This window comes from Methylophaga frappieri (assembly GCF_000260965.1).
GTDB classification, from domain to species: domain Bacteria; phylum Pseudomonadota; class Gammaproteobacteria; order Nitrosococcales; family Methylophagaceae; genus Methylophaga; species Methylophaga frappieri.
Genome location: NC_017856.1, coordinates 2,489,369 through 2,514,044, shown reverse-complemented (window position 1 = coordinate 2,514,044; position 24,676 = coordinate 2,489,369). Strand labels below are relative to the sequence as shown.

Here is a 24,676-nt window from a genome sequence, read left to right as displayed (position 1 = left end):
TCTCTCAACTTATCGTATCGAGTAGTGCCTGAGCACGGTGTTTTTGCTCGTCACTTCCCTCGCTGAGAACTTCTTGCAAAATGCCCTTGGCGCCCTCAGCATCATCCATGTCAATATACGCCGCAGCCAAATCCAGTTTGGTTTCCGCTTCATCAATTTCGTCAAATCCGCTCAAGTCAAAATCCAAGTCCTGCTCTAGATCGCTTAAATCCAACTCGGAAATATCGTCTTCTTCTTGCGTTTTACCTACTGGCAATGGGTTTTGCTCTGCAGTCTCGGCCATAAACGCGGCCAGTTCATCCGTATCTGATTCCTTATCCGCAGCATCATTGTCATCGAAATTAATATCTAACTCGAGCGGTTCATGATCTGTTTCATCAAGCCGTTCTGCATCAAAAGTATCAGCTGCTTGCGAGGTCATATCAGCGTCAGACGTCGATGCCGGTTGTGTCATTTCATCTTCTACCTCAGCATAATCCTCAATATTAAATTCAAGGGGTATGTCTGTTTTAACTTCCTCTATTTCCTGAGCAGGCTCGTCCGGTTGCGTTTCGGTATCCGCTACCTCATCAATAGCGAATGAATCATGCTCAAACGTATCATTCAGACTGACTTCATCAGTTTCTAACGGTAACTCAAACCGTGCATCGTCCGGTAGTAAAATGGCGCCCCACTCACGAATATCCTCCCACTGCGGATCATCAACTGACAAATCTGACGCAGTAAGTAAACGATCAAAGGCGGAAGGATCTTCTAGCTTAAACAATACAAAGAGCTGCTTAGTAATGATGGCCTTATCATCAGGAGCCAGATGCAATGCTTTTTCCAATGCTGTTTTTGCCTGACTGTAATCAGCATAGCCAACAAAAATATCCGCCTGCGCCACCCACTCATCAACTGTTTTCGTTGGTGGGACTTCAACATCCGGTGCTGGCTCTGGTTCGAGAGGTACGAACTCATCGGCAACATCCGGTTCAATTTCATTATGTTCATCAGCATTAAAAATCGGTTGCTCCTGTTCGATCACCTCATCCCAGGTCACCACCTGTCGCCGACGGCGAATCAGCATCCAAATTAGTAATAACAACAGCAATAAACCCAACAGGATTTCAACCATAAACTGTTGAACAAAACCAGCTGCACGCTTTGCAGTACCATCGCTAACCACAGCGGACAACATGTGCTTGGCCTTATCCACGCCCGTCAAGCTCATTTCGTTTTCGTTTGCTTCCGCTGCCAGCGCATTAGCATTATCCGACGTGGTGCTCTTCAGTTCTGCTTCGGTTGAATTTGCTTCGGTTGAATCTGCTTCGGTTGAATCTGCTTCGGTTGAATCTGCTTCGGTTGAATCTGCTTCGGTTGAATCTGCTTCGGTTGAATCTGCTTCGGTTAAATCTGCTTCGGTTAAATCTACTTCGGTTGAACCTACTTCGGTTGAACCTACTTCGGTTGAACCTACTTCGGTTGAACCTACTTCGGTTGAACCTACTTCGGTTGAACCTGCTTCGGTTGAACCTGCTTCGGTTGAACCTGCTTCGGTTGAACCTGCTTCGGTTGAATCTGCTTCGGTTGAACCTTCAGATACCCTATTGTCACTCGAACCAATAGCCGAGCCTGGTACCGCTATGTCTTCAAGAACACCATCTTCCAACATCGCCTGAAGCCTGGCTAGATCGGCATCTTTAAGCGATAACAAGCGTCGCATGGTATCAATTTGATCCTCCATCGCATCCATGCGCGATTTAAAATCAATATTTTCTTGCGTTTGCGCTTCAATAGTCTCTTCGGCAAGGGTTAGCTGCTCGGTAAGCCGCTTGATATCGGGATCCCCGGTTTGTATTGGATCCGCGTCGTTATTACCATCTTGTTCGCCTGCAACGATTTCCAGTCGCGATTCTGCTTCAAGAGAGGTTGCTGTATTCGACACCGAAGATGGCATATCTTGTGATAAATCGGCATTCTGACTTTCTGCATCCGCATTGCCAGCATTTTCTTCTACACGTTGATTCGGGCTTACATTGGCCGCTGTGTTCGGGGTGACAGTGGGCACAGATGGCTGAGCACGGTTTTGCCACGCTTGCGTTTGCGTTCTAACGGCTTGCGCAGCCTGCGCAGCCGATAGCATCATAGCTGCTTCTATGCTGGGCATTTGTAAAAGAGCATTGGCCTGCAGACCATTAATATTGTTGTCTTTAAATGCGCCAGGGTTCGCTTTCAAAATCGCTAGCATTTGTTGCTGTACGGTAACTGATGCCGCGCTTCTGGTCCGTTCCGCAATTCGCCAAAGTGTATCATTGCGTTTGACCTGATAAGTCGCGGGCGGTACTGACGACGAAGCAGGCGGTGCGCTTGGTGGCACAGCAGATGGTGTGGTGACAGTCGAAGCAGACGATGATGATTGAGCGGGCCGGCTCATCACCATTTCTGGCGGATCCAATAGCACCGTATATTCTCGCAAGATTCGACCTTGACCAGCTGAAGCACTGATTAAAAAGTCAATAAACGGCTCTCGAACTGGTGCAGACGAGGTGATTTTTATTGTCGCCATTTCCCCTTGTTCGACTATTTCAAAAGCCAGTTGGGTCAATAACAGCGAACGTTCCAGCCCCGCTCGATTAAACTCCGCGGTCGAAGCCAGAACAACGTCAAGATTACCCTGTTCATCAGGTCGCAATGCAGTAACCGGTATTTCCGCCTGGAAAGGCTGGTTTAAAGCAGATGACACCGCAATCTGTCCCAAACCAAATCCCCAACTACTCGCCGGAAACATCAAGCTGAACACTGTTATGACCACCGTCCGCCGCATCTGTGTTTGCCTCATTTCCTGCCCTTCCCTGTCGACGTTATTTATTACAGGTATTTTTCTACCAGAACTTCTGCAATTTGCACACTATTTAATGCCGCACCTTTGCGAACGTTATCCGCCACCACCCAGAGATTGATGCCTTTAGGATGTGAAATATCTTCACGAATTCGACCTACATAAACAGGATCCTGACCTGAACAATCAGTGACGGCAGTTGGATAACCGCCATCCTGCCGCTCATCCATTAGCACAATACCGGGTGCCGCTCGATATAGGTCCTGTAACTGTGCTGTGGTAATTTTTTCCCGCGTTTCGACATGCACGGCTTCGGAATGACCATAAAAAACAGGGACACGCACAGCAGTCGGATTCACTTGGATCGCCTCATCGCCCATGATTTTCCGGGTTTCCCAAACCATTTTCATTTCTTCTTTGGTATAGCCGTTATCCATAAATTTATCTATTTGTGGAATCACATTAAACGCGATTTGCTTGGGATAAACCTCGGCATTGGCTGATCGACCATTGAGCAAGTCAGCGGTTTGTCGTGCCAATTCATCCATCGCAGGCTTACCACTACCCGAGACCGCTTGATAAGTGCAGACGTTAATGCGTTCAATACCCACCGCATCGTAAATAGGTTTCAGTGCCACGAGCATTTGAATTGTCGAACAATTTGGGTTTGCAATGATGCCGCGTTGTGTATAACCCGCAATGGCATCCGGATTGACCTCTGGCACAACTAACGGAATATCATCGTCATAGCGAAACTGCGAGGTATTATCAATAACGACACAACCTGCTGCAGCCGCCTTGGGCGCGTAAATTTCGGAAACGCTGGCACCGGGCGAAAAAAGTCCAATCTGGACTTTTGAAAAATCAAACGTCGCCAAGTCTTCAACGATTAACGATTTATTGCCAAATGATACGGTCGAACCTGCCGAACGCTCGCTGGCCAAGGCATACACTTTACCTACTGGGAATTGACGTTGATGCAGGATTTCCAGCATGGTTTCACCAACTGCACCTGTAGCACCAACAACCGCAACATCTATTTTTTTACTCACATTACACCTTAAAACTTAATCAATTAAAGGGCAGCTACCACGGCATCACCCATTTCACTGGTAGAAACCAACGTCATGCCTTCAGAGAAAATGTCTGCTGTCCGTAACCCCTGATCCAGCACCCGACTCACAGCCTGTTCAATACGATCCGCTCTGTCAGCCTCACCCAACGTATAACGTAGCATCATAGCAGCTGACAGGATCGTTGCCAGTGGGTTGGCTTTATTTTCTCCAGCAATATCAGGCGCACTCCCATGGATTGGCTCATACATGCCTTTTCGATTGGCATCGAGCGACGCAGATGGCAACATGCCGATTGAACCGGTCAACATAGATGCACAGTCAGACAAAATGTCACCGAACATATTGGTCGTTACCATCACATCAAACTGTTTTGGCGCACGAACTAACTGCATTGCAGCGTTATCAACATACATATGCGTCAGTTCCACATCAGGGTAATCAGCAGCAATACGCGTCATCACATTGCGCCATAACTCCGTACACTCAAGCACATTGGCCTTATCGACTGAACAAACCCGACTCCCCCGCTTGCGTGCAATTTCAAACGCAACCCGACCAATACGCTCAATTTCACTTTCACGGTAAATGAGCGTGTTAAACCCTTGCTGCTCTCCATCATCCAAGGTTCTGATACCGCGTGGCTGGCCAAAATAGATGCCGCCGGTCAGTTCGCGCACGATCATCAAATCCAGTCCGGCAACAACATCTGGTTTCAAAGTCGAGGCATCTGCTAGTTGAGGATACAAAATAGCGGGGCGCAAGTTTGCAAATAAATTTAGCGCCGAACGCAGTCCTAATAAGCCTTTCTCAGGACGAACACTGATATCCAGTGATTCCCATTTGTAGCCGCCTACAGCCCCCAGCAGAATGGCATCTGCTTGTTTCGCCAGCGCTAACGTTGCTTCTGGTAACGGTGAACCGGTCTCATCGTAGGCTGCACCGCCCACTAAGCCCTCGTGCAAGTCAATACTAAGCCCTTCTTGCTTAAGTACATTCAATACCTTAATGGCTTCATTCACAATTTCCGGGCCTATTCCATCGCCGGCCAATACTGCAATATTTTGAGTCATAAGTTGTCTTTAAATTTATTGATTTTCAGAAAATAACCATGGCGCATCCTGTTGGCGCCGGGCTTCGTAAGATTTGATTGCATCCGTGTGTTGGAGCGTCAGGCCAATATCATCGAGCCCTTCCAGCAAGCAATGTTTCTTAAAGCTGTCAATATCGAACGCTATTGCTTCACCGTCTGGCAGATAAATATGCTGCTCAGGTAAATCAACCGTCAATTGATATCCAGGTGTTGCCGCCACAGCAGCAAACAGATCATCAATATGCTGTTCGGCAAGCGGTAAAGCTAAAATGCCATTTTTACTACTGTTACTAAAGAAAATATCGGCAAAGCTCGGCGCCAGGATGACTTTGATACCAAAGTCGGCCAGCGCCCAAACAGCATGTTCGCGACTGGAGCCACAACCAAAGTTTTCACGCGCCAGAAGAATGGTACCACCTGCATAACGGCTTTGATTCAAGACAAAGTCAGGATTTACGGGGCGTTGTGAACAGTCCTGTCCGGGCTCGCCGTGATCCAGATACCGCCATTCATCAAATAAGTTGGGCCCAAAGCCACTTCGTTTAATTGACTTCAAAAATTGTTTTGGAATAATCGCATCCGTATCGACATTTGGTCGATCAAGCGGGATGACAATCCCGGTTTCTACCGCAATTTTTTGCATAGTTTCCTCAAGTTGAATCTAATTGGTCGCGTTTTAAGGCGCTACCGTTACGCCACCTTCAGCAGGTAACGTCTCACGCAAACTCTCGATAGGGTGCGTTGTGTCATTAACCGTCAATGATTTCAGAACCACGATTTCGACTCGGCGATTTTGTGCCCGGCTTGTCGGGCTATCGTTCGGCATCAAGGGCCGCGTGTCGGCATACCCTTCAACCATCAGTCGGTCAGGCGAAAGTTGTTGATAGGTCAATAATTCATGAACAACCGAGGTAGCACGTGAACTCGACAACTCCCAATTGGAGCGATAACGTGATGTGTTGATCGGGATATTATCGGTGTGACCGGCAACTGCGATCAAGCCATCAGTATCCAATAACACATCATGAATGGTTTTCAGAATTGGAATAAAGTCGGTATTAATTTGTGCATCACCAGAGGGAAACGACCCTTTTTCACGGATGCGAATGACAATTCGATTTTCCTGGTTTTCGACTTCAATCAGCCCATCAGCTATTTCTGCCTGCAATGCTTGTTTAAACTTTTCGGCTTCTTCCGCGGTTTGCCGCGCAATTTCCTGGGCAGCCGCTTCGGCATCCATGGTGACTTTCAAGACCTCACGCGGATCATCAATCGTTTGCTGTTGCACCACGTTGATGGGAGTAGGTCTCGGCTCTCCCGGACTAAACTCTTGCGCAATAATACTGGTGCCCATCGGTATTTCTATAGCAGGCACATCTCGTTGAACGCCAAAGGCCTTTTCAAGGGAATCAACGACCATTTTAAATTTCATGGCATCGATCTCTGCAAACGACAGCAACAAAACAAAAAAACACATCAGCAATGACATTAAGTCAGCAAATGTCGCAATATACGCTGGCAAAGCGCGCTTTTGATGCTGAGCATGACGTTGCGTATTTGCTTCTGACACGTGCAATTCCTGATTCAGGCAGCTTCGGCCGCCAAGTCTTCACGTTCCCGATCAGATGCGGGCAGGAAATTTTTCAGTAATTCTTCCAGCACTTTCGGATTCTGGCCTTCCTGTATGCCCATCACACTTTCGATAATGATATTTTTGATCATCAGTTCTTCACTGCTACGTAAAGCCAGCTTGTCAGCAATCGGTAAAGCAAACATATTGGCAATCATCGCGCCATATAACGTCGTAAGCAGTGCAATAGCCATAGCAGGACCGATTGCTCTTGGATCAGACATATTTGACAACATTTGCACCAGTCCGACTAAAGTCCCAATCATGCCCATTGCCGGCGCGGCATCGCCAATTTGCTGAAACAATTGCTGGCCAATTTGATGTCGGCTGACCGTACCGTTCATTTCGGTCATCATCGCTTTACGAACAACACTCGGATCATGTCCATCCACCAACATTCTGACACCCAGCGCCAAGGCGGGGTTGCTAACCTCTTGACGCTCCAGAGCTAGTAAGCCTTCTTTGCGCGCCACACTAGCCAGCTGTACAACTTCTTCAATGACATCTTGCGGCTTCACGCTGCGATTTAAGAAAGCGCGCGTCGCGGTTTTAATTGAATTGATGAATTGCTTCAGAGTAAATCGCATCATGACGACAGCGAAAGTACCACCAAGCACAATCATGAATGATGGCATATTGATGAAGGTACTGGCGGCTGCGCCAAACGCAATCGTACCGATTATCAAAGACCAAGCCAGAAGAAATCCTATCAGCGTTGCCAAATCCAAGACTCTCACTCCTTAAGCTGATGATGGCAAAAGCGTATATTCTAAACAATGCATCACAAATCCGACACAATCACAACAGCATCATGCTTTTTTATGATATCGACGTCGCTGATAAATGTGCCAAGCTGGAACAAGCCCAGCTATTAAAATCAGTACAGTTAATCCGACAGGCCACCAGACTGGCGTATTCCAATCGGTTTGTAATTTTTCGCGAAGCGCCAAATCAAGCCGCTGATATTTAATCGTGTTATTTGCCATTAAATGCGTTTTAATATTTTTATTCCAGCGATGATAAAGCGTGTATTTACGTGGATGATACCCCCATATCCATGGCGCATCACGACGTAACACTTCCAGCATGTCATCAATTATTTTCTGCCTTTCTAGCGTATTCGGCAAAGCACGCATCTTCTCAAACAAGGCATCAAAATCGGGATTCAGATAGTTCGCCGCATTTTCTCCTGCATACAGACTTTTGCCATTCGGACCATACAGCAGAAATAAAAAATTTTCTGGATCTGGATAATCGGCATTCCACCCCCACTGAAAAATTTGCGCAGAACCGCGACGCATTTTTTCCTGAAATCGATTGTAATCTGTGCTGCGAATAATCAGCTGCACATTGAGTTTGGCAAACTGTTTGCGCACCCAGTCAAGTTGCGACCGAGAATCAGGGCCCCGCGCCGGCACATCAAAATAGAGCACTAAGGGCGCACCGGTTTTTGCATCTCGACCGTCAGGGTAACCCGCCTCAGCTAATAAGCTTTTGGCCTCATCAAGTGAACGGGTACGCGGTTTTTCACCATCCCATTCGTACACATAAGGATCGATGCCCGATTCTCCTTCGCGATAGCCAAAAATACCAGGCGGAATTGGTCCTTGCGCCGGAATGCCTTGTCCGTTTAAAAAAATCGCAATGTTTTCTTCCTGATCAACGGCGATAGCCAAGGCGCGACGAAGCAGACGATTTTTTTCTGTCAGCCCGCCCACTACCGGGTCAAGCATATTGAAACCAATATAAAATGTAGACGCGCTGACTGCCGACTCCATGGCAACCCCTTGGGAACGCATTTGTTCGCTGAGTCCAAAATCACCCGAGGAAGATAAACTGACCGATTGTTCAAAACTATCCGAAGTCAGTGCACTGTAGTCATAGTAACCTTGCAAAAATTTATTCCAGTAAGGCGTGCTCTCCTTTTCCAAGGTAAATACCACGCTATCGATAAACGGCATGGGTTTGCCGGCATCATCCAGTAATCCCGCGGCTTTATCACCTGGTGCGCCTTCAGTTGGATATCGCTCACCATGGTAATTAGGATTACGCTTCAGCACCATGCGCCGATTTGGATTGTTTTCAGCAAGGTAATAGGGACCGGTACCAACAGGAAACCAATCCAGGGTAATATTTTTCTGCTGCAGACCAGGCTGACGATAAAAGTGATCTGCTTCCCATGGGATCGGTGCAAAAAATGGCATCGCCAACCAATATTCCAGTTGTGGATATTGGCCGTAAACCGTAATTTCGTATTGATAGTTATTCAATACGTTGACCCCGGCTAACGGCACATCTCGTAAATCAGTCTGCGGATTATGCGAAAACGCCTCCACAACCGTCTCTGCAAAGGTACGTAATCCAACGATATGCTCGCTCATCAGGCCAAGAATAGGTGAACTCACCGCTGGATGAGCCAAACGTTTAATCTGATAAACATAATCCGCCGCGCGCAATTCACGACTGCCGGTGAAAGCAAAATCATTCAGGTGTTCAATCTCCTCCAAAGCTGATGCGGAGAGCTGGTGGTATCTGAGGTTGCCATTCTCATCACGCGCAAAAGCCGGATGTGGTTGAAACGCAATGCCGGGACGAATAGTTATCCGATATCGACTAAAATGAATTTCATCTGGATTAGCATCCGCTGACAGCTCCGCTCCATGTTCGTCCAGCCAGGTTAGTTCCGGCATGGTCGCAGCCGTCAATGGTTGCAACTGATAGGGTCGTTTCAAATAATGATATTGGAGTGGTGGCTCATACACTTGCCCGGTGATAATCGTTTCATTAGCGCTGTATGATCGCGCAGGGTCTAAATGTTTGGGACGTAAATTAAATCCAGTATATAACACCGCTTCAGCGCTATCTTGTTTCGGATAAGGCGAGTTCAATCTGCTCATATCACAAGCCAACAACATACAGCTGAAAAGCATCAGAAACAGGAATTTTGGATACATGGGCAATTACTTTACGCAGGTTTTTATACAAAGACTATAACGGCCTATCCGATCCCTTTGCACTTCACGACAAGACTAAAATCGGGTACTTTAAGTCGCTTTATTATTGCAGGAGAAAGTCATGGGGTTTTTACAAGGCAAAAAAGTGCTTATCGTCGGCATTGCCAGCAATCGTTCTATTGCAGCCGGCATTGCACATGCCATGGCCAGAGAAGGCGCCGAGCTTGCTTTTACCTATCAAAATGAAAAACTGAAATCCCGTGTAGAAAAAATTGCCGAAGAATGTGGTGCTGATGCCAATTTAATTTTCCCCTGTGACGTCAGCTCAGATACCGAAATCAATGCTGTTATTGACAGTTTGTCATCTCACTGGGATGGACTGGATAGTATTGTGCACTCAGTCGCTTTCGCGCCACGTGAACAGTTACAGGGCAGTTTTGTCGACAGCGTTACCCGTGAGGGATTTGCTGCTGCCAACGATATTAGTGCTTATAGTTTTGCGGCATTAGCTAAAGCCGGCAAGTCAATGTTAGCTGGTCGCCAAGGTTCATTATTGACGCTCAGCTATCTGGGAGCGGAAAAAGCTATCGAAAACTACAATGTGATGGGCGTTGCCAAAGCCGCATTGGAAGCCACTGTGCGTTACATGGCCTACTCCTTGGGGCCCGAGGGCATTCGGGTCAATGCGGTATCGGCTGGCCCAATCAAAACGCTGGCGGCAGCCGGTATTGGTGACTTTGGCAAAATGCTTGCGTATGGCGAACGAAATTCACCATTACGTCGCAACGTCACAATTGATGAAGTTGGTAATGTCGCCGCCTTTTTGTGCTCGGATCTCGCATCAGGTATTACCGGTGAAATCACCTATGTTGATGCTGGCTACAACATTGTTGGTATCGGCGACAAATAAACCTGTTTTCGTATAATTTGTTATTTACAACGGGGCAGGTTTTCTTGCCCCGTTTCGTTTTTGGCTAAGGAGCAGCACTTATGAAGACCAGGCATGCCTATCTACTGCTACTGGGAATTATCATCGGCGCCTTGGCTGGCATTCTTACTGGCTGGTTCCTGCCTGACATCAGCCAAAAAATCAGTTGGGTAGGTCAATTTTTTCTCAATGCCCTGAAAATGTTGATCATCCCGCTTATCATCGCTGCGGTTATCAGTGGTATCGGTACCATGGGCGATCTTCGACGGCTGGGTCGGCTTGGCAGCATGACGCTGGTTTATTATTTCACCACGACTTCTGTGGCCGTTATGATTGGTCTTGTTGTGGTTAACCTGATCCAGCCAGGTGCTGGCATGAGTCTCGACAATGCTGAAGTTCCCGCACATATTCTTGAAAAACAAGGTACTGGTATCGCCGATATTGTACTGTCCCTTATCTCACCAAATCTGATTGCTGCTGCCGCAGACATGCAACTGTTACCACTGATCGTTTTTTCAATATTGTTTGGTTTGGCATTATGCACTTTAGGCGACAGAGGGCGCCACGTCTTTATGTTTTTTGATGGCGTCAACGAAGCCATGATGACCCTGGTTAACTGGGTCATGTATTTGGCACCGATTGGTATCTTTTCTCTGATTGCCAGCCGGTTAGGTCAAGCTGGTGGCGGTGACGCCTTTTTTGCCGAAATTCAGGCCGTGGGCTGGCATGTGGTAACGGTGCTGACCGGACTTGGTCTGCACTTTATTTTTCTGATGGGCCTGTTGATGTTACTGACAGGTCGGGGTATGCAATACTTGGCCGGTCTGTCCCGAGCGTTGTTTACCGCCTTTGGTACGGCGAGTTCAACCGCCACACTGCCACTGACAATGGAAACCGTCCGTGCTCAAAATGTTGATGACAAGGCAGTCAAGTTTGTCTTGCCACTGGGCAGTACCGTCAACATGGATGGCACCGCTCTTTATGAAGCCGCAGCGGTCTTATTCATTGCCCAGGCTTACGGGCTGGATCTGAGCTTTGCACAGCAGTGCCTTGTGTTTATCACTGCCACACTAGCCGCCATTGGCGCAGCCGGTATTCCTGAAGCAGGACTGGTGACGATGGTTATTGTGTTATCTGCTGTGGGTCTGCCCTTGGACGGCATTGCGCTACTGCTGTCAGTCGACTGGTTTTTGGATCGCTTTCGGACAACAGTCAATGTCTGGGGAGATAGTGTTGGCGCTGCTATCTTGGATAAACATGTCATTAAAAAAGGCGCTTGAAGCGCCTTTTTTAGATTTAACATGCTGTAATGTTACTGTTCGGGTGCCCGAGAAATCCGTTCATCATAAATCTCAATATCGGCTTTTTCTCTGAGACCTGCAATAAAGGCTTGCGTCTCGGTATTCGTATTCAGGCGCGTCAGACTGGCTTCCATTCCATCGCGTTGTTCCGTGCTGACAGCTTCAAGATCGCCTGAACGCACATCCATTAACGCAACTACAATATAATTCCCGTTTTCAGCGGTAAACCCTTCATAACTGACGTCACTGCTGCGAGGCATAGAGAACGCCGTCGAGAGAATCTGCTGACTGATTTCTTGATTATCCCGACCATAGAAAGTGGCAGCCTGCCACTGTCCATCAGCAAATACCGTCTCTGGTTCAGCGCCTGCTTCTAATTCGGTAATTTTTTCCTGGCCCGCTGCTGCCGCAGCTTCGGCAGCGGCCTGATATTTCAGATTTTGTTCTATCGCCGTTCCAACAGAATCAAAAGGCAGTACCTGCGCTGGTTGATAGCGCGCCTTGCGTAACACCACGGCATCCATGAGGGACAACTCAATAACCGTGCTATTCATATCATGATTCAGAACATCATCACTAAAGGCAGCCTCGATAAATGCGGGCTCTGCCATCAAATCTTCACCTTTACCTTGTTGCGTGAACAAGCTGGTTGTCTGAATTTCAAGCCCTAAAGCTTCGGCTGCGATATCCAGACTTTCCGGGTTTTCGTAGGTAAGGTTGGCTAATTGCTCAACCTGTTCAAAAAACTGATCACGCGCCTGTTGTCGACGATAAGCCGCTTCGACTTCATCACGCGCTTCTGAAAAATCTGCGCCTGCAGGAACATCAATTTCTGTCAGCTTAATCAGATGATAGCCAAATTCAGTTTGAACTGGCTCACTGACTTCACCTAAATCAAGTGCAAACACGGCCTCTTCAAAAGCAGGGTCCATGACCCCCTTACTGAAAAACCCCAGATCTCCGCCGTCTTCGGCCGAACCAGAATCCTGAGAATGTGCTTTTGCTAATTCGACAAAATCAGCACCATCGGCTAATTGTGTCGCCAAATCAGCGATTTTTTCTTGTGCGTTGGTGTCATCACCTTCAATCAGAATATGACTGGCTCGACGTTGCTCAGGACCAACAAATTGCTCGCGATTATCGGCATAAAAACTTTTCAATAGGGTTTCATCTACCTCTACATTGTCAGCCAACTTATCTCCCGTTAACCGCAAATAATTGACCGCAATCTGTTCTGGCGCCGTATAAGCTGCCTGATTCGCATCATAATGGTCACGCGCTGCGTTTTCCGGTAATGAGACATCTTCGAGATAGGCTTCGATTGACAACACGCCAAAAGCAATCTCACGCTGCTGTTGCTCGAGTCGAAGTAGACGTTCGACTTCATGAGTCGAAGTAACTGTTGACCGTTCCAAGTTCTGTACCAATTGACGGCCGATCAGATCATTTTTCAGTTGCGCTTCATACGCCGCCGGGCTATAGCCCGCTCTCGCCAATACGGTTTGATAATGCGCCATGTTGAATTGCCCATCCACCTGAAAAACTTCCGTTTGACGGACAATATTGGCAATTTCGCTATCCGCTATCCGCTGACCAAGCTCATCAGAAGCCTTTTCCAGTAAGCGCTGATCGATGAGATCCTGCACTACTGCAAAGCGCATACTGCTCCCTTCAAACATGGCTGGATCAAACTCCTCGCCCATGCTGCTCCGCATTTGATCCCGATATTGTTGAAGTGCCGCCTGTAAATCTGATTGACTGATGTCTTCACCATTGACTGTCGCCACAGTCACACTGGACTCTCCTGTCAGATAGGAGTCCAGCCCCCACAGCGCAAACGGAATACTAATCAGACCTACAATTAGCCAAGCAACCCAGCCCTGAGCTTTTTCACGAATGTAATGCAACATATGAGCGAACCTTCGTATTAACGTCGATGTTGAAAATGAGGCAAAAAAAAAGGCGCATCGAATGCGCCTTTTCTCGTATTGGCGGAGCGGACGGGACTCGAACCCGCGACCTCCGGCGTGACAGGCCAGCATTCTAACCAGCTGAACTACCGCTCCTGTTTATCTCTGGTGGGTGCTGAGGGGTTCGAACCCCCGACCCTCGCCTTGTAAGGGCGATGCTCTCCCAGCTGAGCTAAGCACCCAAGAAAAACGACTAGTTTACAGCATCCTTAAGTGCTTTGCCAGCCTTAAATGCAGGAATTTTAGCAGCGGCAATTTTGATTTCTTCACCGGTGCGGGGATTACGGCCAGTACGCGCAGCACGCTCGCGCACAGAGAAAGTACCAAAACCAACCAGAGTAACTTGATCGCCTTTGCTCAATGCCTTTGTGACGGCGCCTGTCATACCATCAACAGCTTGAGCAGCTTTTGCCTTGGAGATATCCGCAGCTGCAGCAACTGCATCGATTAATTCAGATTTATTCACAGCTTAATTCCTCATGTCGTTTCTATCGTTTTATCCTCGAGTCCCAATAGCCGCTAATCCTCGGGCCGTATTGGTTGTGAGTATCTAACTACAGCAAAATCAGTGTGTCAAGACAGCTTAGCTGGCAGAAATGGTGAATTTAAAACCGACAACCTTGATTCAGGTTGCCTTCATTCCAAAAGGACATCCCATTTATGGGGTCAGTGTGCTTTTCTCCTGCTCCGCCAAGATTTTCTGCAAATGAACATACTGTGATACGGAAATCGTTTCCGGACGTTGCGATGGCTCAATACCTGCCGCCTCAAACACAGCTTGGGAAACTATATTTTTCAGTGTGTTAGCGATTGTTTTTCGACGCTGACTGAATGCTTGCGTGACCAATTTGTTTAACGCGCCAAGTGCCTTGTTATCTAAATTAAAGTGTGATGCCGGTCTTAAATAAACAATAGCAGAGTGCACTTTAGGCACGGGCTCAAACGCTTCCGGCGGCACAGACAAGAGTTGTGCTGTTTCGCACTGACACTGAATCATAACCGACAATCTACCGTACTGCTTACTGCTCGGTGTTGCACAAATGCGCTCCACAACTTCCTTTTGCAGCATAAAACACATGTCTTCGATAATATCGGCATGCTGCAGTAAATGAAATAAAATCGGCGTTGAAATATTGTATGGCAGGTTGCCAATAACGCGCAGTTTTTCATCATTCTGCTGCAATTGCCGAAAATCGACTTTGAGCGCATCAGCCTGATGGATTCGAAACTGGCTTTCCTGCTCATATTGCGCTGTCAGCAACGGCAATAAATCCCGATCTAACTCAATGACGTCAAGACGGGCACCTGATGCGAGTAACGGTCCCGTCAATGCGCCTCTGCCTGGCCCTATCTCAACCAAATGCTGACTTGCCTCAGGTGCAATAGCGCTAATAATAGCGTCAATAATGCCTGCATCCTGGAGAAAGTTTTGGCCGAACCGTTTCCTGGCTTTCGGGTAAGCTGGTTTCATTGCTGATTGTCTTGTTTGTCAGCAAGTTCGCTTGCCAGGTTGACCGCAGCGCGAAGGCTGGACACTTCTGCCTTACCCGTTGCGGCTAAATCCAAAGCCGTGCCATGATCAACAGAGGTTCGAATAAAAGGTAAGCCGAGCGTAATATTCACAGCATCTCCAAAGCCCTGATGTTTAAGTACTGGCAACCCTTGGTCATGAAACATCGCCAGGACCACATCATAGTGTGACAAGCGAGACTGAACGAATATCGTATCTGCCGGCCAGGGTCCAGACGCTGCGATGCCTCTCCGCTGCGCTTGCTCAATAGCTGGGGTAATAACCTGTATTTCCTCTTGCCCCAGATGCCCATTCTCACCGGCATGTGGATTTAATCCACATACGGCAATACGCGGTGACGAGTAACCAAACTGGCTGACCATCGCTTGGTGAATAATCTCAATTACCTGACACAGTTCAGAATAAGTAATGGCCTGACTAACAGCGGCTAAAGGCAGATGTGTTGTTGCCAGAGCAACACGTAATGACGGCGTGGCCAGCATCATGACCACTTTTGAAACCGCTGCTGCCTCGGCAAAAAACTCGGTATGACCACTAAAAGCATGGCCCGCATCGTTAATAATGCCTTTATGCACTGGTGCCGTCACCACTGCCGAAAAATCCCCACGCAAGCAGCCTGACGCAGCTTGTTGCAGCATGGTCAAGACATAGCCTGCATTACGCCTATCCAGTTGTCCGGCCACCACCGGTGCCGCCAGTGGAATCGGTAAAACCTTTATCATACCGGCACGTGAAGGCGTGGCTGGCATTGACAAGTCAACTGCCACGATTTGCACATCCAGATCTAATTGTGCCGCACGCTGCGCAACCAAGTCAGGATCAGCCAGAACTACGAGCTCATTAGCATGTTCAGATGCTGCCAGCATCGCGACAAGATCCGGGCCAATACCGGCCGGCTCACCAGCGGTGATCGCCAGTCGTTGAACAGTCATTAAGATTCGCGGTATTCAACGTAAGCTTCGTCACGCAGCGCACGTAACCAGCTTTCCAGTTCTTCTTCAATTTTGCGCTGACGCAGTTGTTCACGCGCCTGATTTCGATTGAATTCTTCAGCCATATTTTGTTCACGCCGATCAAACACTTTAATCAAGTGCCAGCCAAACCGGCTTTGAAAGACACCACTTAATTCACCAGGCGACAAAACATCCATTTCTTCTTCAAATTCCGGCACCATGACTCCAGGGCTCGTCCAACCCAAGCTGCCACCATCAATCGCTGAGCCGGTATCATCTGAGTGCGCCCGTGCCAATTCAGCAAAGTCATCCCCATTGACAATTCGCTCACGTAGTTGCTGTAAGCGTTGCTGCGCTTCTTCATCAGTAACCAGTTCTGAGGTTTTAATCAGAATATGACTCGCCAAGGTTTGCCGGACAAGATGCGTTTCTTCAGACTTTTTCTCGGCAACACGAACCAAGTGAAAACCGCTGCCACTGCGCAAGACCTGACTGATTTCACCTTCAGCCAGAGTCGGTACCACGGCTGCAAACAGTGACGGTAATTCGCCTTGCTTACGCCAGCCTAATTCGCCACCTTCAAGCGCATTTTGCCCATCAGAATAACCCGCCGCTACTTCAGAAAATTCAGCACCATCAGCCAACAAGGTCTGCACTGATTCCAGTCGCACCTCAGCGGCCTGCACCTGTTCGGGTGATGCCGGCTCCGGCAAACTGATTAAAATATGCTGTAGCCGGAAAGACGCTTCGGTATTACCTTGCAAAGACTGCGTCGCCAAAAAGTTTTCAATTTCACGGTCTGACACCACAATACCGTCTTCAACCTGCGCTTTACGTAACCGGGATACGATCATTTCCTCTCGAATGCTGTCACGAAAATCAGCAAAATCGAAACCATCCGATTCCAGCACATCGCGAAACTCGCGCAAGGACAAATTATTATTCTGCGCGATCTGCATCAGCGCGGCATTCAGCGCATCATCCGAAACGCGAATACCATTCTGTTCAGCACGCTGTAGCTGAACCTGCTGCATGATCACTCTTTCCAAGACCTGACGTCGAAGAATTTCTGGTGGCGGCATTGCGCCATCGCGTTGGCGGATCTGCTGTCGAACCGTTTGAATTGCTTCCTGTAGCTCGCTTTCCAGGACAACATCATCGTTGACGACGGCGACAATTCTGTCCAGTGGTGCTGCCAAAACCGACCCGGTTAGCAACAACCCAGCAATTAGATACTTAATCATGAAAAATCTATTTCCTCGTTTTCAGATGGCTGATGCCACAGACTCGATAAATTGCATGTCTGCATCGCCTGCTGTTTGAGATTTAGCTATGATACCGAAAGTTACGATTATTCGTAGCCGATTATGCTTTCCTGCAGCAATGAGTCAGTGCTGTTACCAAAGCTACCTAGCCCTTTAAGCTGTATTTCAATAAAAAATGCCGTATTGCGATCATCACTATTAATGTCGTTGATATAGTCACGGAATACAAAACGGGTCGCCCAACAACAACTGTTGTATTGAACGCCAGCCAAGGTTTCCAAGGTTCGCTGATCATCCAGTGAGCGATAGTAACGACCAATGACACTCCAGGTATCATTGATTGGCAGGCTGGCTGAAATATCAACCTGCTCAAGACCGATTATATTACTGTAGGCCGTATCCAGTTCGCCCTCTCTCCGATAACGATGGCCGATATTAAATATCGCGCCATTATCGCCACGGTAACGCAGTTGCACCGAAGACAACGTCGTTTCATCAGCATCTGGATTCCACTGAATTTGCCCGGAGGCAGTCCAATTTTTGGTGATCTCTGCAATGACTTCAGCGATGTAATCCGAATCGCTGCGGTCATCACGTCGTTGATTCGTCTGCAAGCCAACATCGCGATCAGAAAAATATTGGATTTGTCCCAAGGTCAAAGCAAATTTCTGACGACCCGTCGTTGCATCAATAATTCGGCTAGTCAACGCCAACGACAATTGATTGGCATCCCCCACGCGATCGGGACCAGTAAAGCGATCGTGACTAAACAAACTGCCCATCGTGAACGTTCGCATCGTCGTATCAAACAACGGAATATCGTCTTGATTGCGTTCAGGAATATATAAATAGAAAGCACGCGGTTCTAAGGTTTGAATATAGCCTTTATTTGCGAAAGTTAACGGTCGCTCAAAAACCAGGCCACTATCCAGACTGACAATAGGCACCGTACGACTAATATTTTCTTCTTGGTAAGCTGGCTGGCGATCCACATTATCTAAATTGTAATAACTTTGTTTTACCGCAACTCGCGGTGTCATAAACGCCCCAGCGTTACCCCATGGCAAGCTGATAGCGGGTTCAAAGTCAAAGCGCTGCCCAGTCACCCGATCATCACTATCAAAAGCGGTGAATTCGGTATCAAGCTCATAGGTCAAGCCTAATGCCTGATCAGGTAAAAAACCGCGAAGCGTCAGTTGTGGCAACATCTGATAAGGCTCTTCCACATCCAAAAACAAGGTCTGATAGCCTTGTGCGCGGGCGGCAAAGCGCCAAATATCACCATGATAATTTACCTGAGCTAAACGGCGCAGATGGGTCGTACTGCTGAGACTGAGATTGCCACTAAAATCTTCAAGATAATTTCTATCGGACGTGTAGTTGTAATCAATGTAATTTGACCAGCGATCACTGAATCGACCCTGCTGTTGCCAGGTAAAATGTTTTCTATCTTCCTGATAATAGGGATTCGTTACTTCACCATCACGACGTAAATTATCACTTCCTAAATAGCCAACATCAAAAAGCCCCTGATTATTGCTGGTTAAATAACGATATTCCGCATTAAGCATCATGCCCCTATCGGACATATAGCGTGGTGTCAGAGTTGCATCCTGGTTTGGTGCAATATTCCAATAATACGGTGTACTGACATCAAAACCGGTTTCGTCACTATTCCCAATTGAAGGGACTAAAAAGCCTGATTTACGTTCGTCATTCAAAGGAAAACTAATATACGGTGTATAAAATACCGGCAAGCCACCCATGCGAAGAACAACATCCCGGGCACGGCCGACAGCCTCATCATGATCCAAATCAACGTTATCGGCTTCCAGAACCCAGAATTCATCCTCTTCAGTACAGGTGGTGTAACTGGCATTTTTTAATAAAGTACGGCGCACTCCTTGCCGGAAAACATGGCTGGCTTCACCCCGAGCATTTTGTTGACGCAGTAAATAATCAGCATCGATCATAGCGCCCTGATCTTCTTGTAATGACCATTCAGCCTGGTCAGCACTCACCTTGATTTCGCTATCTCGAAGTGTGACGTCACCTTGCGCTGTCACTTCTTGGTATAAATGATTATAAGTAGCACGATTGGCATTCAGCTGCTGATTACCGCGACTTACTTCGACATTACCGGTAAAAACCGACGTCCCTTGTTCAACAAACTGGGCATCATCGGCATCCACATTAACCTCACTCTCTGCCGGTGCGATTAGCGATTGTGGCATAAACATATCGGCATCTAGGACATCACAACGGGCAGGCAGGATATTACGGTCAAAAGCGGCGGCCAGAGGGCTATAACTGGCAAAAATGCCGGCTGAAAGTAATATCAATTTGCGCATGAACATCCCCGAGCTGCGAATACAAGCCGAAACGGCATCTTTTAGAACCAGAAATTCAGGCCTAATTTATCGCATAATCACGCCTTTTCATCAAATACCCAAGCAACTAATAAAGAATTCATACGACACATCAACAACTTAATGAAAACCATCAAAACAACATATTTGTCATCACCGTCGACCACCACAGCCATCAGAATTTTTTTTGTCATATTTTGTTGACACTGCGTACGGTAGTCCCTAAGATATGCGCTTCCTTTCGGGGGCTATAGCTCAGCTGGGAGAGCGCTTGCATGGCATGCAAGAGGTCGGCGGTTCGATCCCGCCTAGCTCCACCAAAACCGAAAGAAACGTTTTAGGTCCCCATCGTCTAGAGGCCTAGGACACCGCCCTTTCACGGCGGTAACAGGGGTTCGAATCCCCTTGGGGACGCCATATATAAAAAAGCACTTCGCCTAATCGCAAGTGCTTTTTTTATGCCTGAATTTTACCTGTAAGCTGTTGATTTACTGAATAGCAAAAACACTGCTTTGTTGCCCTGATTGCGAATTAATTCACACGACGCATCATCACAAAACCAATAATCGCGAACATCAGTGTCGGCAGAGACGCGGCCAGCCATGGCAGAATGCCAAATACCAGACCTAAATGTTGAAAGCTTTGATTGAATAAATGAAAGCCAATCCCGGTCAGGGTTCCCGCTAAAATTCGGGTGCCAACGGGTGAGCTGCGTAATGGTCCAAAAATAAAAGGAATCGCCAAAAAGACCATGACAACAGCACTGAGCGGCATCATCAGTTTACTCCAGAATGCCAGCTGGTACTGGTTAACGGATTGATGATTACGCTGCAAATAGTGAATATATTCAAGCAAATCCCAAACCGGCAAAAATGCAGGTGGCACAATGACCACATTCAACATCCCCGGATTAAGCTGTGAGTGCCAACGGGCATGAGCAACCGATCGGACTTCAACCCCATCCGTGTCCAGATAACTTTGCACAACGTTATTTAACACCCAGCGCTCATTCACATAGCGGCCACTGGCAGCACGGGTAACAACGCGCAGTTGGTTATTATCATCAAATTCGTAAATTTTGATGCCTTCAAACTGACCATCTTCGCCAATACGTTCAATATGATTAAAGTGATTACCATCTCGTGTCCAGAAGCCGTATTCCGATTGGTGGCCTTCAGTGCCTGTTTTCGCCGCATTTTGTATGGATAATGCTTGTTGCTCAGCAACAGGCCTTAACACTTCTCCAACAAACAAAGCTGCCATTAATAAAATCAGTGCGACTAGCATGACAGCACGGTTAATAAACCCGACTGAGATGCCCGCTGCTCGCATTGCGGTGAGTTCACTTTGAGTTGCCAGCGTACCCAGGCCCAGTACACTGCCCAACAAGGCGGCAACCGGAATCAGCGCATAGATACGTTCAGGCATGGTCAGCAGTATGTACATGAAAATCTTCGACAAGCCGTAGTTGCCCTCACCGAGATCATCCAATTCAGTGATAAAGTCAATAAAACTGTATAAGGCCAACAGCACTAACAGCACCAGAAAAGTACTGCTTAAAATGGTTTTAGCAATGTAGCGGTGCAGAATCATCTCATTGACCCTGTGCTTGACGTTGTATGCTCAGGTAATGCCGAAGTTGATAGCGATTCACCAACAACCACCAAAGACCCAACATAATGAGATGCACCCAAATTTGTCCTAACCAAGGGACTAAATCACCTTTTTCAACCCAGGCACGGCTGACGCCCAGTAGATTGCTGTATACGATATAAATTAAAATTGCAGGGAATAAGCCAGCATACCGACCTTGTCTTGGCCCGGCGTGCGCCAGTGTCATGGCCAGCAGCCCCAAAATTACCGTCATCAGCGCGCTACTGATTCGCCATTGTACTTCTGCCAAATCTTCAAGGTTACCGCGCTGCCATAAAACCGCGGTTGCCGTTGCTTTTACTTTTTCACGATATTGCTGCTGACCACCTTGCTCAACCAACAAACTATGGGTGGCATACTCGGCAATAGTAAAATCTAGATCGCCAGCTTTGCCCTCATACCGGTAACCTTCTTCCAAAACTAAGTATTTATCACCGCTTGAAGGCTCGACATCAAAGTGGCCACGGGCCGCGCGAAAAATTAATGGTTTGGGTTCACGTTGAATTTCGATAAACACATTTTCCATGTGTGTTCTATCCGCGCTCAGGCCTTGAGAATAGAACGTCCAGTCCCCCGCCTGACTCTCTTTGAAACTCCCCGCAACCAGCCCCGTCGTATCGGCTGTCACCTTGGCTCGCTGCTCAAGCTGATAGCGTCCCGCCAGAACATCAGGCACGATCCACAGTGATAACAACGCAATCACAATTCCCATGATTCCGGTAAAGATAAGTACATTGCGCCGAATGCGATTCCCCGCGATGCCACAAGCCGCGATCACTGTCAGTTCATTGTCCGCACTCATTCTGCCCAGCCCCAGCAACACGGAAAGAAATACGGCTATCGGTAACAGCACCGATAAGGCGCCCATTGAGTTCAACCAAAGCAAATTAAAAATGACTTCCGCGGGTAAATTACCAACCGCCGCATCAGCAAGATAACGGGCAAATCGGGTGGCAACATATATCAGCCATAACACACCAACCACAGCCAGCAGGTTAAGACTAAACTCGCGCAGCATATAACGGTCTATTAAACCGAACTGTTGAGAAAATAATTTTCTAAGCGTGGGCATTATCGGCAGGTCTTGGTTAGAATAGTTATCACAAGGCGGCTGGCAAAAGCGCAGTCTAAACCATCTACAGCCACAGGAGAAATGCATGCAATATTTTGTTACTCGTGATGAACTCACTGCTCTGCAGACGGACTGCATTGTCGTAGCCGTCTATCAAAATGGTCAGTTAAGTTCGTCAGCAGAAGCGTTGAATAAAGCAAGCCAAGATAAGTTGAGTCAGTATTATCAGCGGGGCGATATCACCGGCAAACCGGGCCAGCTATTACTGTTACAAGATTTGACGGGTATGCAAAGTCCACGCGTGCTGTTAGCGGGCGCTGGTGAACAGAATAAAACCACTGAAAATGATTACAATACGGTGACCAACGCCGTTGCGAGATGGTTAAATACGAGTGCAGTCCAACATGCTGTGAGTTGTTTAGCCGAGATCCCGGTCAGCAATCGTCAAACTGATTGGAAAGTCCGTCAAGCCGTCATCAACACGGAAACCAGCCAATACCACTACCATCAAACCAAAAGCCAATTCAAACCGGTAGAAAAACCGCTTGAAAATTTGGGTTTCCCGAGCACTGACAGTGAGGCATCAACACTAGAATCCGCCTGTCAAACTGGCGCGGCAATTGGCCATGGCATGAATCTCGCCCGCGAGTTGGGGAATTTGCCCGGTAATGTCTGCACACCAACTTACCTGGCCAACCAAGCATTAGACTTAGGTGAAAAATACAACAACCTGGTCGTCGACGTGCTCGAAGAAGCCGATATGGCTGAGTTGGGTATGGGTTCCTTACTCTCTGTTTCCCGAGGCAGCCGTCAACCCGCCAAGTTGATCACCCTGAATTATGGTGGCGGTGGCAATAGCAAACCTTATGTGCTGGTTGGTAAGGGCCTGACATTCGATGCAGGTGGTATTTCCTTAAAACCTGCGCCGGGCATGGATGAAATGAAATACGACATGTGCGGCGCCGCCAGTGTTATTGGCACACTGCAAGCCGTGGCAGAATTACAGCTACCCATCAACGTCATCGGTGTTGTGCCAAGCTCCGAAAACTTGCCTGATGGCGATGCGAATAAACCGGGTGATGTTGTCACCAGCATGTCAGGACAAACCATTGAGATTCTTAACACCGATGCCGAAGGCCGCCTCATTCTCTGTGATGCGCTAACTTATAGTGAACGGTTTGACCCCGCGACTGTCATCGATATCGCCACGCTGACTGGTGCCATCATTGTGGCGCTAGGCAGCAATGCCACAGGCCTGATGAGTAATGATCAGAACTTTGCCGATACGTTGATTGCAGCAGGCCTGGAAAGCCACGACCGAGTCTGGCAATTACCCTTATGGGATGACTACCAAAAACAGTTAGACAGTAATTTTGCCGACATTGCCAACATTGGTGGCAAAGAGGCGGGCAGCGTCACTGCGGCGTGCTTCCTGTCACGCTTTACCAAAAAATTCACCTGGGCACATTTGGATATTGCTGGTACCGCATGGAACAGTGGTAAGGATAAAGGCGCAACCGGTAGACCTGTTCCATTACTCATGCAATATCTACTGAATCAGATTGCAGACTGATTCATGACGGAAATTCTTTTTTACATTTTAAAAGAAAGCGCAGAAAGTCGGCCGGCATTTGCCTGCCGACTTGCTGAGCAACTCTGGAAAAAAGGTAAAAAGGTACTAATTCATACCGAGAATGCAGCACAATCAACCGTTATTGACCAGCTCCTATGGGACTTTCGTGCTGATAGCTTTGTCCCACATCAGGTGCTTGAGGCATCTGAAATACCGCCTGTTCAACAAGTCTTTATCAGCCATCTCGACTCGCCGCCACCGCAGTTAATGGACGTCTTGATAAACCTCAATCCCAAACAACCGTTATTTTTCAGTCAATTTGAAAAGTTAGCTGAAATTATTGATGCGGATCCGTCGGTCAAACAACATGGCCGGTTACGCTACAAATTTTATCAAGAACGTGGCTATCCAATAGAAACCTATAATCAATAAGCCTTTCTGGCCTGCCCCGCCAGCGCTTAAGCAGGTATAATGCCCTGCTTATTTCACG

General features: G+C 47.7%; 20 protein-coding genes and 4 tRNA genes. 6 read left to right on the top strand and 18 right to left on the bottom strand.

Annotated elements, in window-relative coordinates; all coding sequences use genetic code 11:
- Positions 1–4 precede the first annotated feature (4 nt).
- From Q7C_RS14115 to Q7C_RS12055, 7 genes are all read right to left on the bottom strand, one after another.
- Positions 5–2,821 carry a FimV/HubP family polar landmark protein gene (locus Q7C_RS14115; protein WP_083839471.1) on the bottom strand — a complete coding sequence of 939 codons (2,817 nt, stop codon included), beginning with the start codon at positions 2,819–2,821 and terminating at the stop codon, positions 5–7.
- A gap of 29 nt (positions 2,822–2,850) precedes the next feature.
- A complete protein-coding gene (locus Q7C_RS12080; protein ID WP_014705061.1) occupies positions 2,851–3,873 on the bottom strand; it encodes an aspartate-semialdehyde dehydrogenase in 1,023 nt (340 codons plus the stop codon).
- Positions 3,874–3,896: 23 nt separating this feature from the next.
- On the bottom strand, positions 3,897–4,967 hold the full coding sequence (leuB, locus tag Q7C_RS12075; RefSeq protein ID WP_014705060.1) for a 3-isopropylmalate dehydrogenase: 1,071 nt from the start codon (positions 4,965–4,967) through the stop codon (positions 3,897–3,899).
- Between the two features lie 15 nt (positions 4,968–4,982).
- Positions 4,983–5,630: a 3-isopropylmalate dehydratase small subunit gene (gene leuD / locus Q7C_RS12070; protein ID WP_014705059.1), complete on the bottom strand. Its 648-nt coding sequence runs from the start codon at positions 5,628–5,630 to the stop codon at positions 4,983–4,985.
- A gap of 33 nt (positions 5,631–5,663) precedes the next feature.
- Positions 5,664–6,557, bottom strand: coding sequence for a flagellar motor protein MotB (locus Q7C_RS12065; RefSeq protein WP_014705058.1), 894 nt, complete (start codon positions 6,555–6,557; stop codon positions 5,664–5,666).
- Positions 6,558–6,571: 14 nt separating this feature from the next.
- Positions 6,572–7,345 (bottom strand): flagellar motor protein PomA, encoded by a 774-nt coding sequence (pomA, locus tag Q7C_RS12060; RefSeq protein ID WP_014705057.1) that lies wholly within the window; start codon positions 7,343–7,345, stop codon positions 6,572–6,574.
- 81 nt (positions 7,346–7,426) lie between these two features.
- Positions 7,427–9,514 carry an ABC transporter substrate-binding protein gene (locus tag Q7C_RS12055; RefSeq protein WP_151194768.1) on the bottom strand — a complete coding sequence of 696 codons (2,088 nt, stop codon included), beginning with the start codon at positions 9,512–9,514 and terminating at the stop codon, positions 7,427–7,429.
- A gap of 178 nt (positions 9,515–9,692) precedes the next feature.
- On the opposite strand from Q7C_RS12055, the gene Q7C_RS12050 reads away from it, so the two are divergent.
- Positions 9,693–10,481 carry an enoyl-ACP reductase FabI gene (locus Q7C_RS12050; protein WP_014705055.1) on the top strand — a complete coding sequence of 263 codons (789 nt, stop codon included), beginning with the start codon at positions 9,693–9,695 and terminating at the stop codon, positions 10,479–10,481.
- Between the two features lie 80 nt (positions 10,482–10,561).
- Entirely contained in the window at positions 10,562–11,779 is a 1,218-nt protein-coding gene (locus tag Q7C_RS12045) for a dicarboxylate/amino acid:cation symporter (protein WP_014705054.1), read from the top strand.
- A 32-nt stretch (positions 11,780–11,811) separates the two neighbouring features.
- Here Q7C_RS12045 and Q7C_RS12040 read toward each other — a convergent pair whose 3' ends face one another.
- The 9 genes from Q7C_RS12040 to Q7C_RS14015 all read right to left on the bottom strand — a co-directional run bounded on the left by Q7C_RS12040 (position 11,812) and on the right by Q7C_RS14015 (position 20,082).
- A complete protein-coding gene (locus tag Q7C_RS12040) occupies positions 11,812–13,710 on the bottom strand; it encodes a SurA N-terminal domain-containing protein (protein WP_014705053.1) in 1,899 nt (632 codons plus the stop codon).
- 79 nt (positions 13,711–13,789) lie between these two features.
- Positions 13,790–13,866: transfer RNA gene (locus Q7C_RS12035), tRNA-Asp, on the bottom strand.
- A gap of 10 nt (positions 13,867–13,876) precedes the next feature.
- Positions 13,877–13,952 (bottom strand) — tRNA-Val (locus Q7C_RS12030).
- 11 nt (positions 13,953–13,963) lie between these two features.
- On the bottom strand, positions 13,964–14,236 hold the full coding sequence (locus Q7C_RS12025) for an HU family DNA-binding protein (RefSeq protein WP_014705052.1): 273 nt from the start codon (positions 14,234–14,236) through the stop codon (positions 13,964–13,966).
- A gap of 192 nt (positions 14,237–14,428) precedes the next feature.
- Complete coding sequence (rsmA, locus tag Q7C_RS12020) at positions 14,429–15,241, bottom strand: 16S rRNA (adenine(1518)-N(6)/adenine(1519)-N(6))-dimethyltransferase RsmA (protein ID WP_014705051.1); 813 nt, start codon at positions 15,239–15,241, stop codon at positions 14,429–14,431.
- Positions 15,238–16,233 carry a 4-hydroxythreonine-4-phosphate dehydrogenase PdxA gene (gene pdxA, locus Q7C_RS12015; protein WP_014705050.1) on the bottom strand — a complete coding sequence of 332 codons (996 nt, stop codon included), beginning with the start codon at positions 16,231–16,233 and terminating at the stop codon, positions 15,238–15,240. The genes rsmA and pdxA overlap by 4 nt, the downstream gene beginning before the upstream one ends.
- A complete protein-coding gene (locus Q7C_RS12010) occupies positions 16,233–17,498 on the bottom strand; it encodes a peptidylprolyl isomerase (protein ID WP_014705049.1) in 1,266 nt (421 codons plus the stop codon). The genes pdxA and Q7C_RS12010 overlap by 1 nt, the downstream gene beginning before the upstream one ends.
- A gap of 107 nt (positions 17,499–17,605) precedes the next feature.
- Positions 17,606–19,870, bottom strand: coding sequence for an LPS-assembly protein LptD (locus Q7C_RS12005; protein ID WP_014705048.1), 2,265 nt, complete (start codon positions 19,868–19,870; stop codon positions 17,606–17,608).
- Positions 19,871–19,947: 77 nt separating this feature from the next.
- Positions 19,948–20,082, bottom strand: coding sequence for a hypothetical protein (locus tag Q7C_RS14015; RefSeq protein WP_014705047.1), 135 nt, complete (start codon positions 20,080–20,082; stop codon positions 19,948–19,950).
- A 50-nt stretch (positions 20,083–20,132) separates the two neighbouring features.
- On the opposite strand from Q7C_RS14015, the gene Q7C_RS12000 reads away from it, so the two are divergent.
- Both Q7C_RS12000 and Q7C_RS11995 read left to right on the top strand, forming a co-directional pair.
- Positions 20,133–20,208: transfer RNA gene (locus Q7C_RS12000), tRNA-Ala, on the top strand.
- A gap of 21 nt (positions 20,209–20,229) precedes the next feature.
- Positions 20,230–20,305: transfer RNA gene (locus Q7C_RS11995), tRNA-Glu, on the top strand.
- 114 nt (positions 20,306–20,419) lie between these two features.
- Here Q7C_RS11995 and lptG read toward each other — a convergent pair.
- Together lptG and lptF are read right to left on the bottom strand one after the other, a co-directional pair.
- Positions 20,420–21,481, bottom strand: a complete 1,062-nt coding sequence (gene lptG / locus Q7C_RS11990) for an LPS export ABC transporter permease LptG (protein WP_014705046.1) — start codon at positions 21,479–21,481, stop codon at positions 20,420–20,422.
- Position 21,482: 1 nt separating this feature from the next.
- Entirely contained in the window at positions 21,483–22,613 is a 1,131-nt protein-coding gene (gene lptF / locus Q7C_RS11985; protein ID WP_041366727.1) for an LPS export ABC transporter permease LptF, read from the bottom strand.
- An 85-nt stretch (positions 22,614–22,698) separates the two neighbouring features.
- Here lptF and Q7C_RS11980 point away from each other — a divergent pair, with 85 nt between their 5' ends.
- Both Q7C_RS11980 and Q7C_RS11975 read left to right on the top strand, forming a co-directional pair.
- Positions 22,699–24,186, top strand: coding sequence for a leucyl aminopeptidase (locus tag Q7C_RS11980; RefSeq protein ID WP_014705044.1), 1,488 nt, complete (start codon positions 22,699–22,701; stop codon positions 24,184–24,186).
- A 3-nt stretch (positions 24,187–24,189) separates the two neighbouring features.
- Complete coding sequence (locus Q7C_RS11975) at positions 24,190–24,618, top strand: DNA polymerase III subunit chi (protein WP_014705043.1); 429 nt, start codon at positions 24,190–24,192, stop codon at positions 24,616–24,618.
- Positions 24,619–24,676: the final 58 nt, after the last annotated feature.

Excerpts from the sequence above, each read along its gene's own strand:
- Q7C_RS12045 (WP_014705054.1), top strand. The coding sequence starts at position 10,562 with ATGAAGACCAGGCATGCCTATCTACTGCTACTGGGAATTATCATCGGC.
- pdxA (WP_014705050.1), bottom strand. The coding sequence starts at position 16,233 with ATGACTGTTCAACGACTGGCGATCACCGCTGGTGAGCCGGCCGGTATT.
- lptG (WP_014705046.1), bottom strand. The coding sequence starts at position 21,481 with ATGATTCTGCACCGCTACATTGCTAAAACCATTTTAAGCAGTACTTTT.
- Q7C_RS12040 (WP_014705053.1), bottom strand. The coding sequence starts at position 13,710 with ATGTTGCATTACATTCGTGAAAAAGCTCAGGGCTGGGTTGCTTGGCTA.
- Q7C_RS11980 (WP_014705044.1), top strand. The coding sequence starts at position 22,699 with ATGCAATATTTTGTTACTCGTGATGAACTCACTGCTCTGCAGACGGAC.
- Q7C_RS12050 (WP_014705055.1), top strand. The coding sequence starts at position 9,693 with ATGGGGTTTTTACAAGGCAAAAAAGTGCTTATCGTCGGCATTGCCAGC.
- Q7C_RS11975 (WP_014705043.1), top strand. The coding sequence starts at position 24,190 with ATGACGGAAATTCTTTTTTACATTTTAAAAGAAAGCGCAGAAAGTCGG.
- rsmA (WP_014705051.1), bottom strand. The coding sequence starts at position 15,241 with ATGAAACCAGCTTACCCGAAAGCCAGGAAACGGTTCGGCCAAAACTTT.
- Q7C_RS12055 (WP_151194768.1), bottom strand. The coding sequence starts at position 9,514 with ATGAGCAGATTGAACTCGCCTTATCCGAAACAAGATAGCGCTGAAGCG.
- lptF (WP_041366727.1), bottom strand. The coding sequence starts at position 22,613 with ATGCCCACGCTTAGAAAATTATTTTCTCAACAGTTCGGTTTAATAGAC.
- leuD (WP_014705059.1), bottom strand. The coding sequence starts at position 5,630 with ATGCAAAAAATTGCGGTAGAAACCGGGATTGTCATCCCGCTTGATCGA.
- leuB (WP_014705060.1), bottom strand. The coding sequence starts at position 4,967 with ATGACTCAAAATATTGCAGTATTGGCCGGCGATGGAATAGGCCCGGAA.
- Q7C_RS14115 (WP_083839471.1), bottom strand. The coding sequence starts at position 2,821 with ATGAGGCAAACACAGATGCGGCGGACGGTGGTCATAACAGTGTTCAGC.
- Q7C_RS14015 (WP_014705047.1), bottom strand. The coding sequence starts at position 20,082 with ATGACAAAAAAAATTCTGATGGCTGTGGTGGTCGACGGTGATGACAAA.
- Q7C_RS12005 (WP_014705048.1), bottom strand. The coding sequence starts at position 19,870 with ATGCGCAAATTGATATTACTTTCAGCCGGCATTTTTGCCAGTTATAGC.
- Q7C_RS12010 (WP_014705049.1), bottom strand. The coding sequence starts at position 17,498 with ATGATTAAGTATCTAATTGCTGGGTTGTTGCTAACCGGGTCGGTTTTG.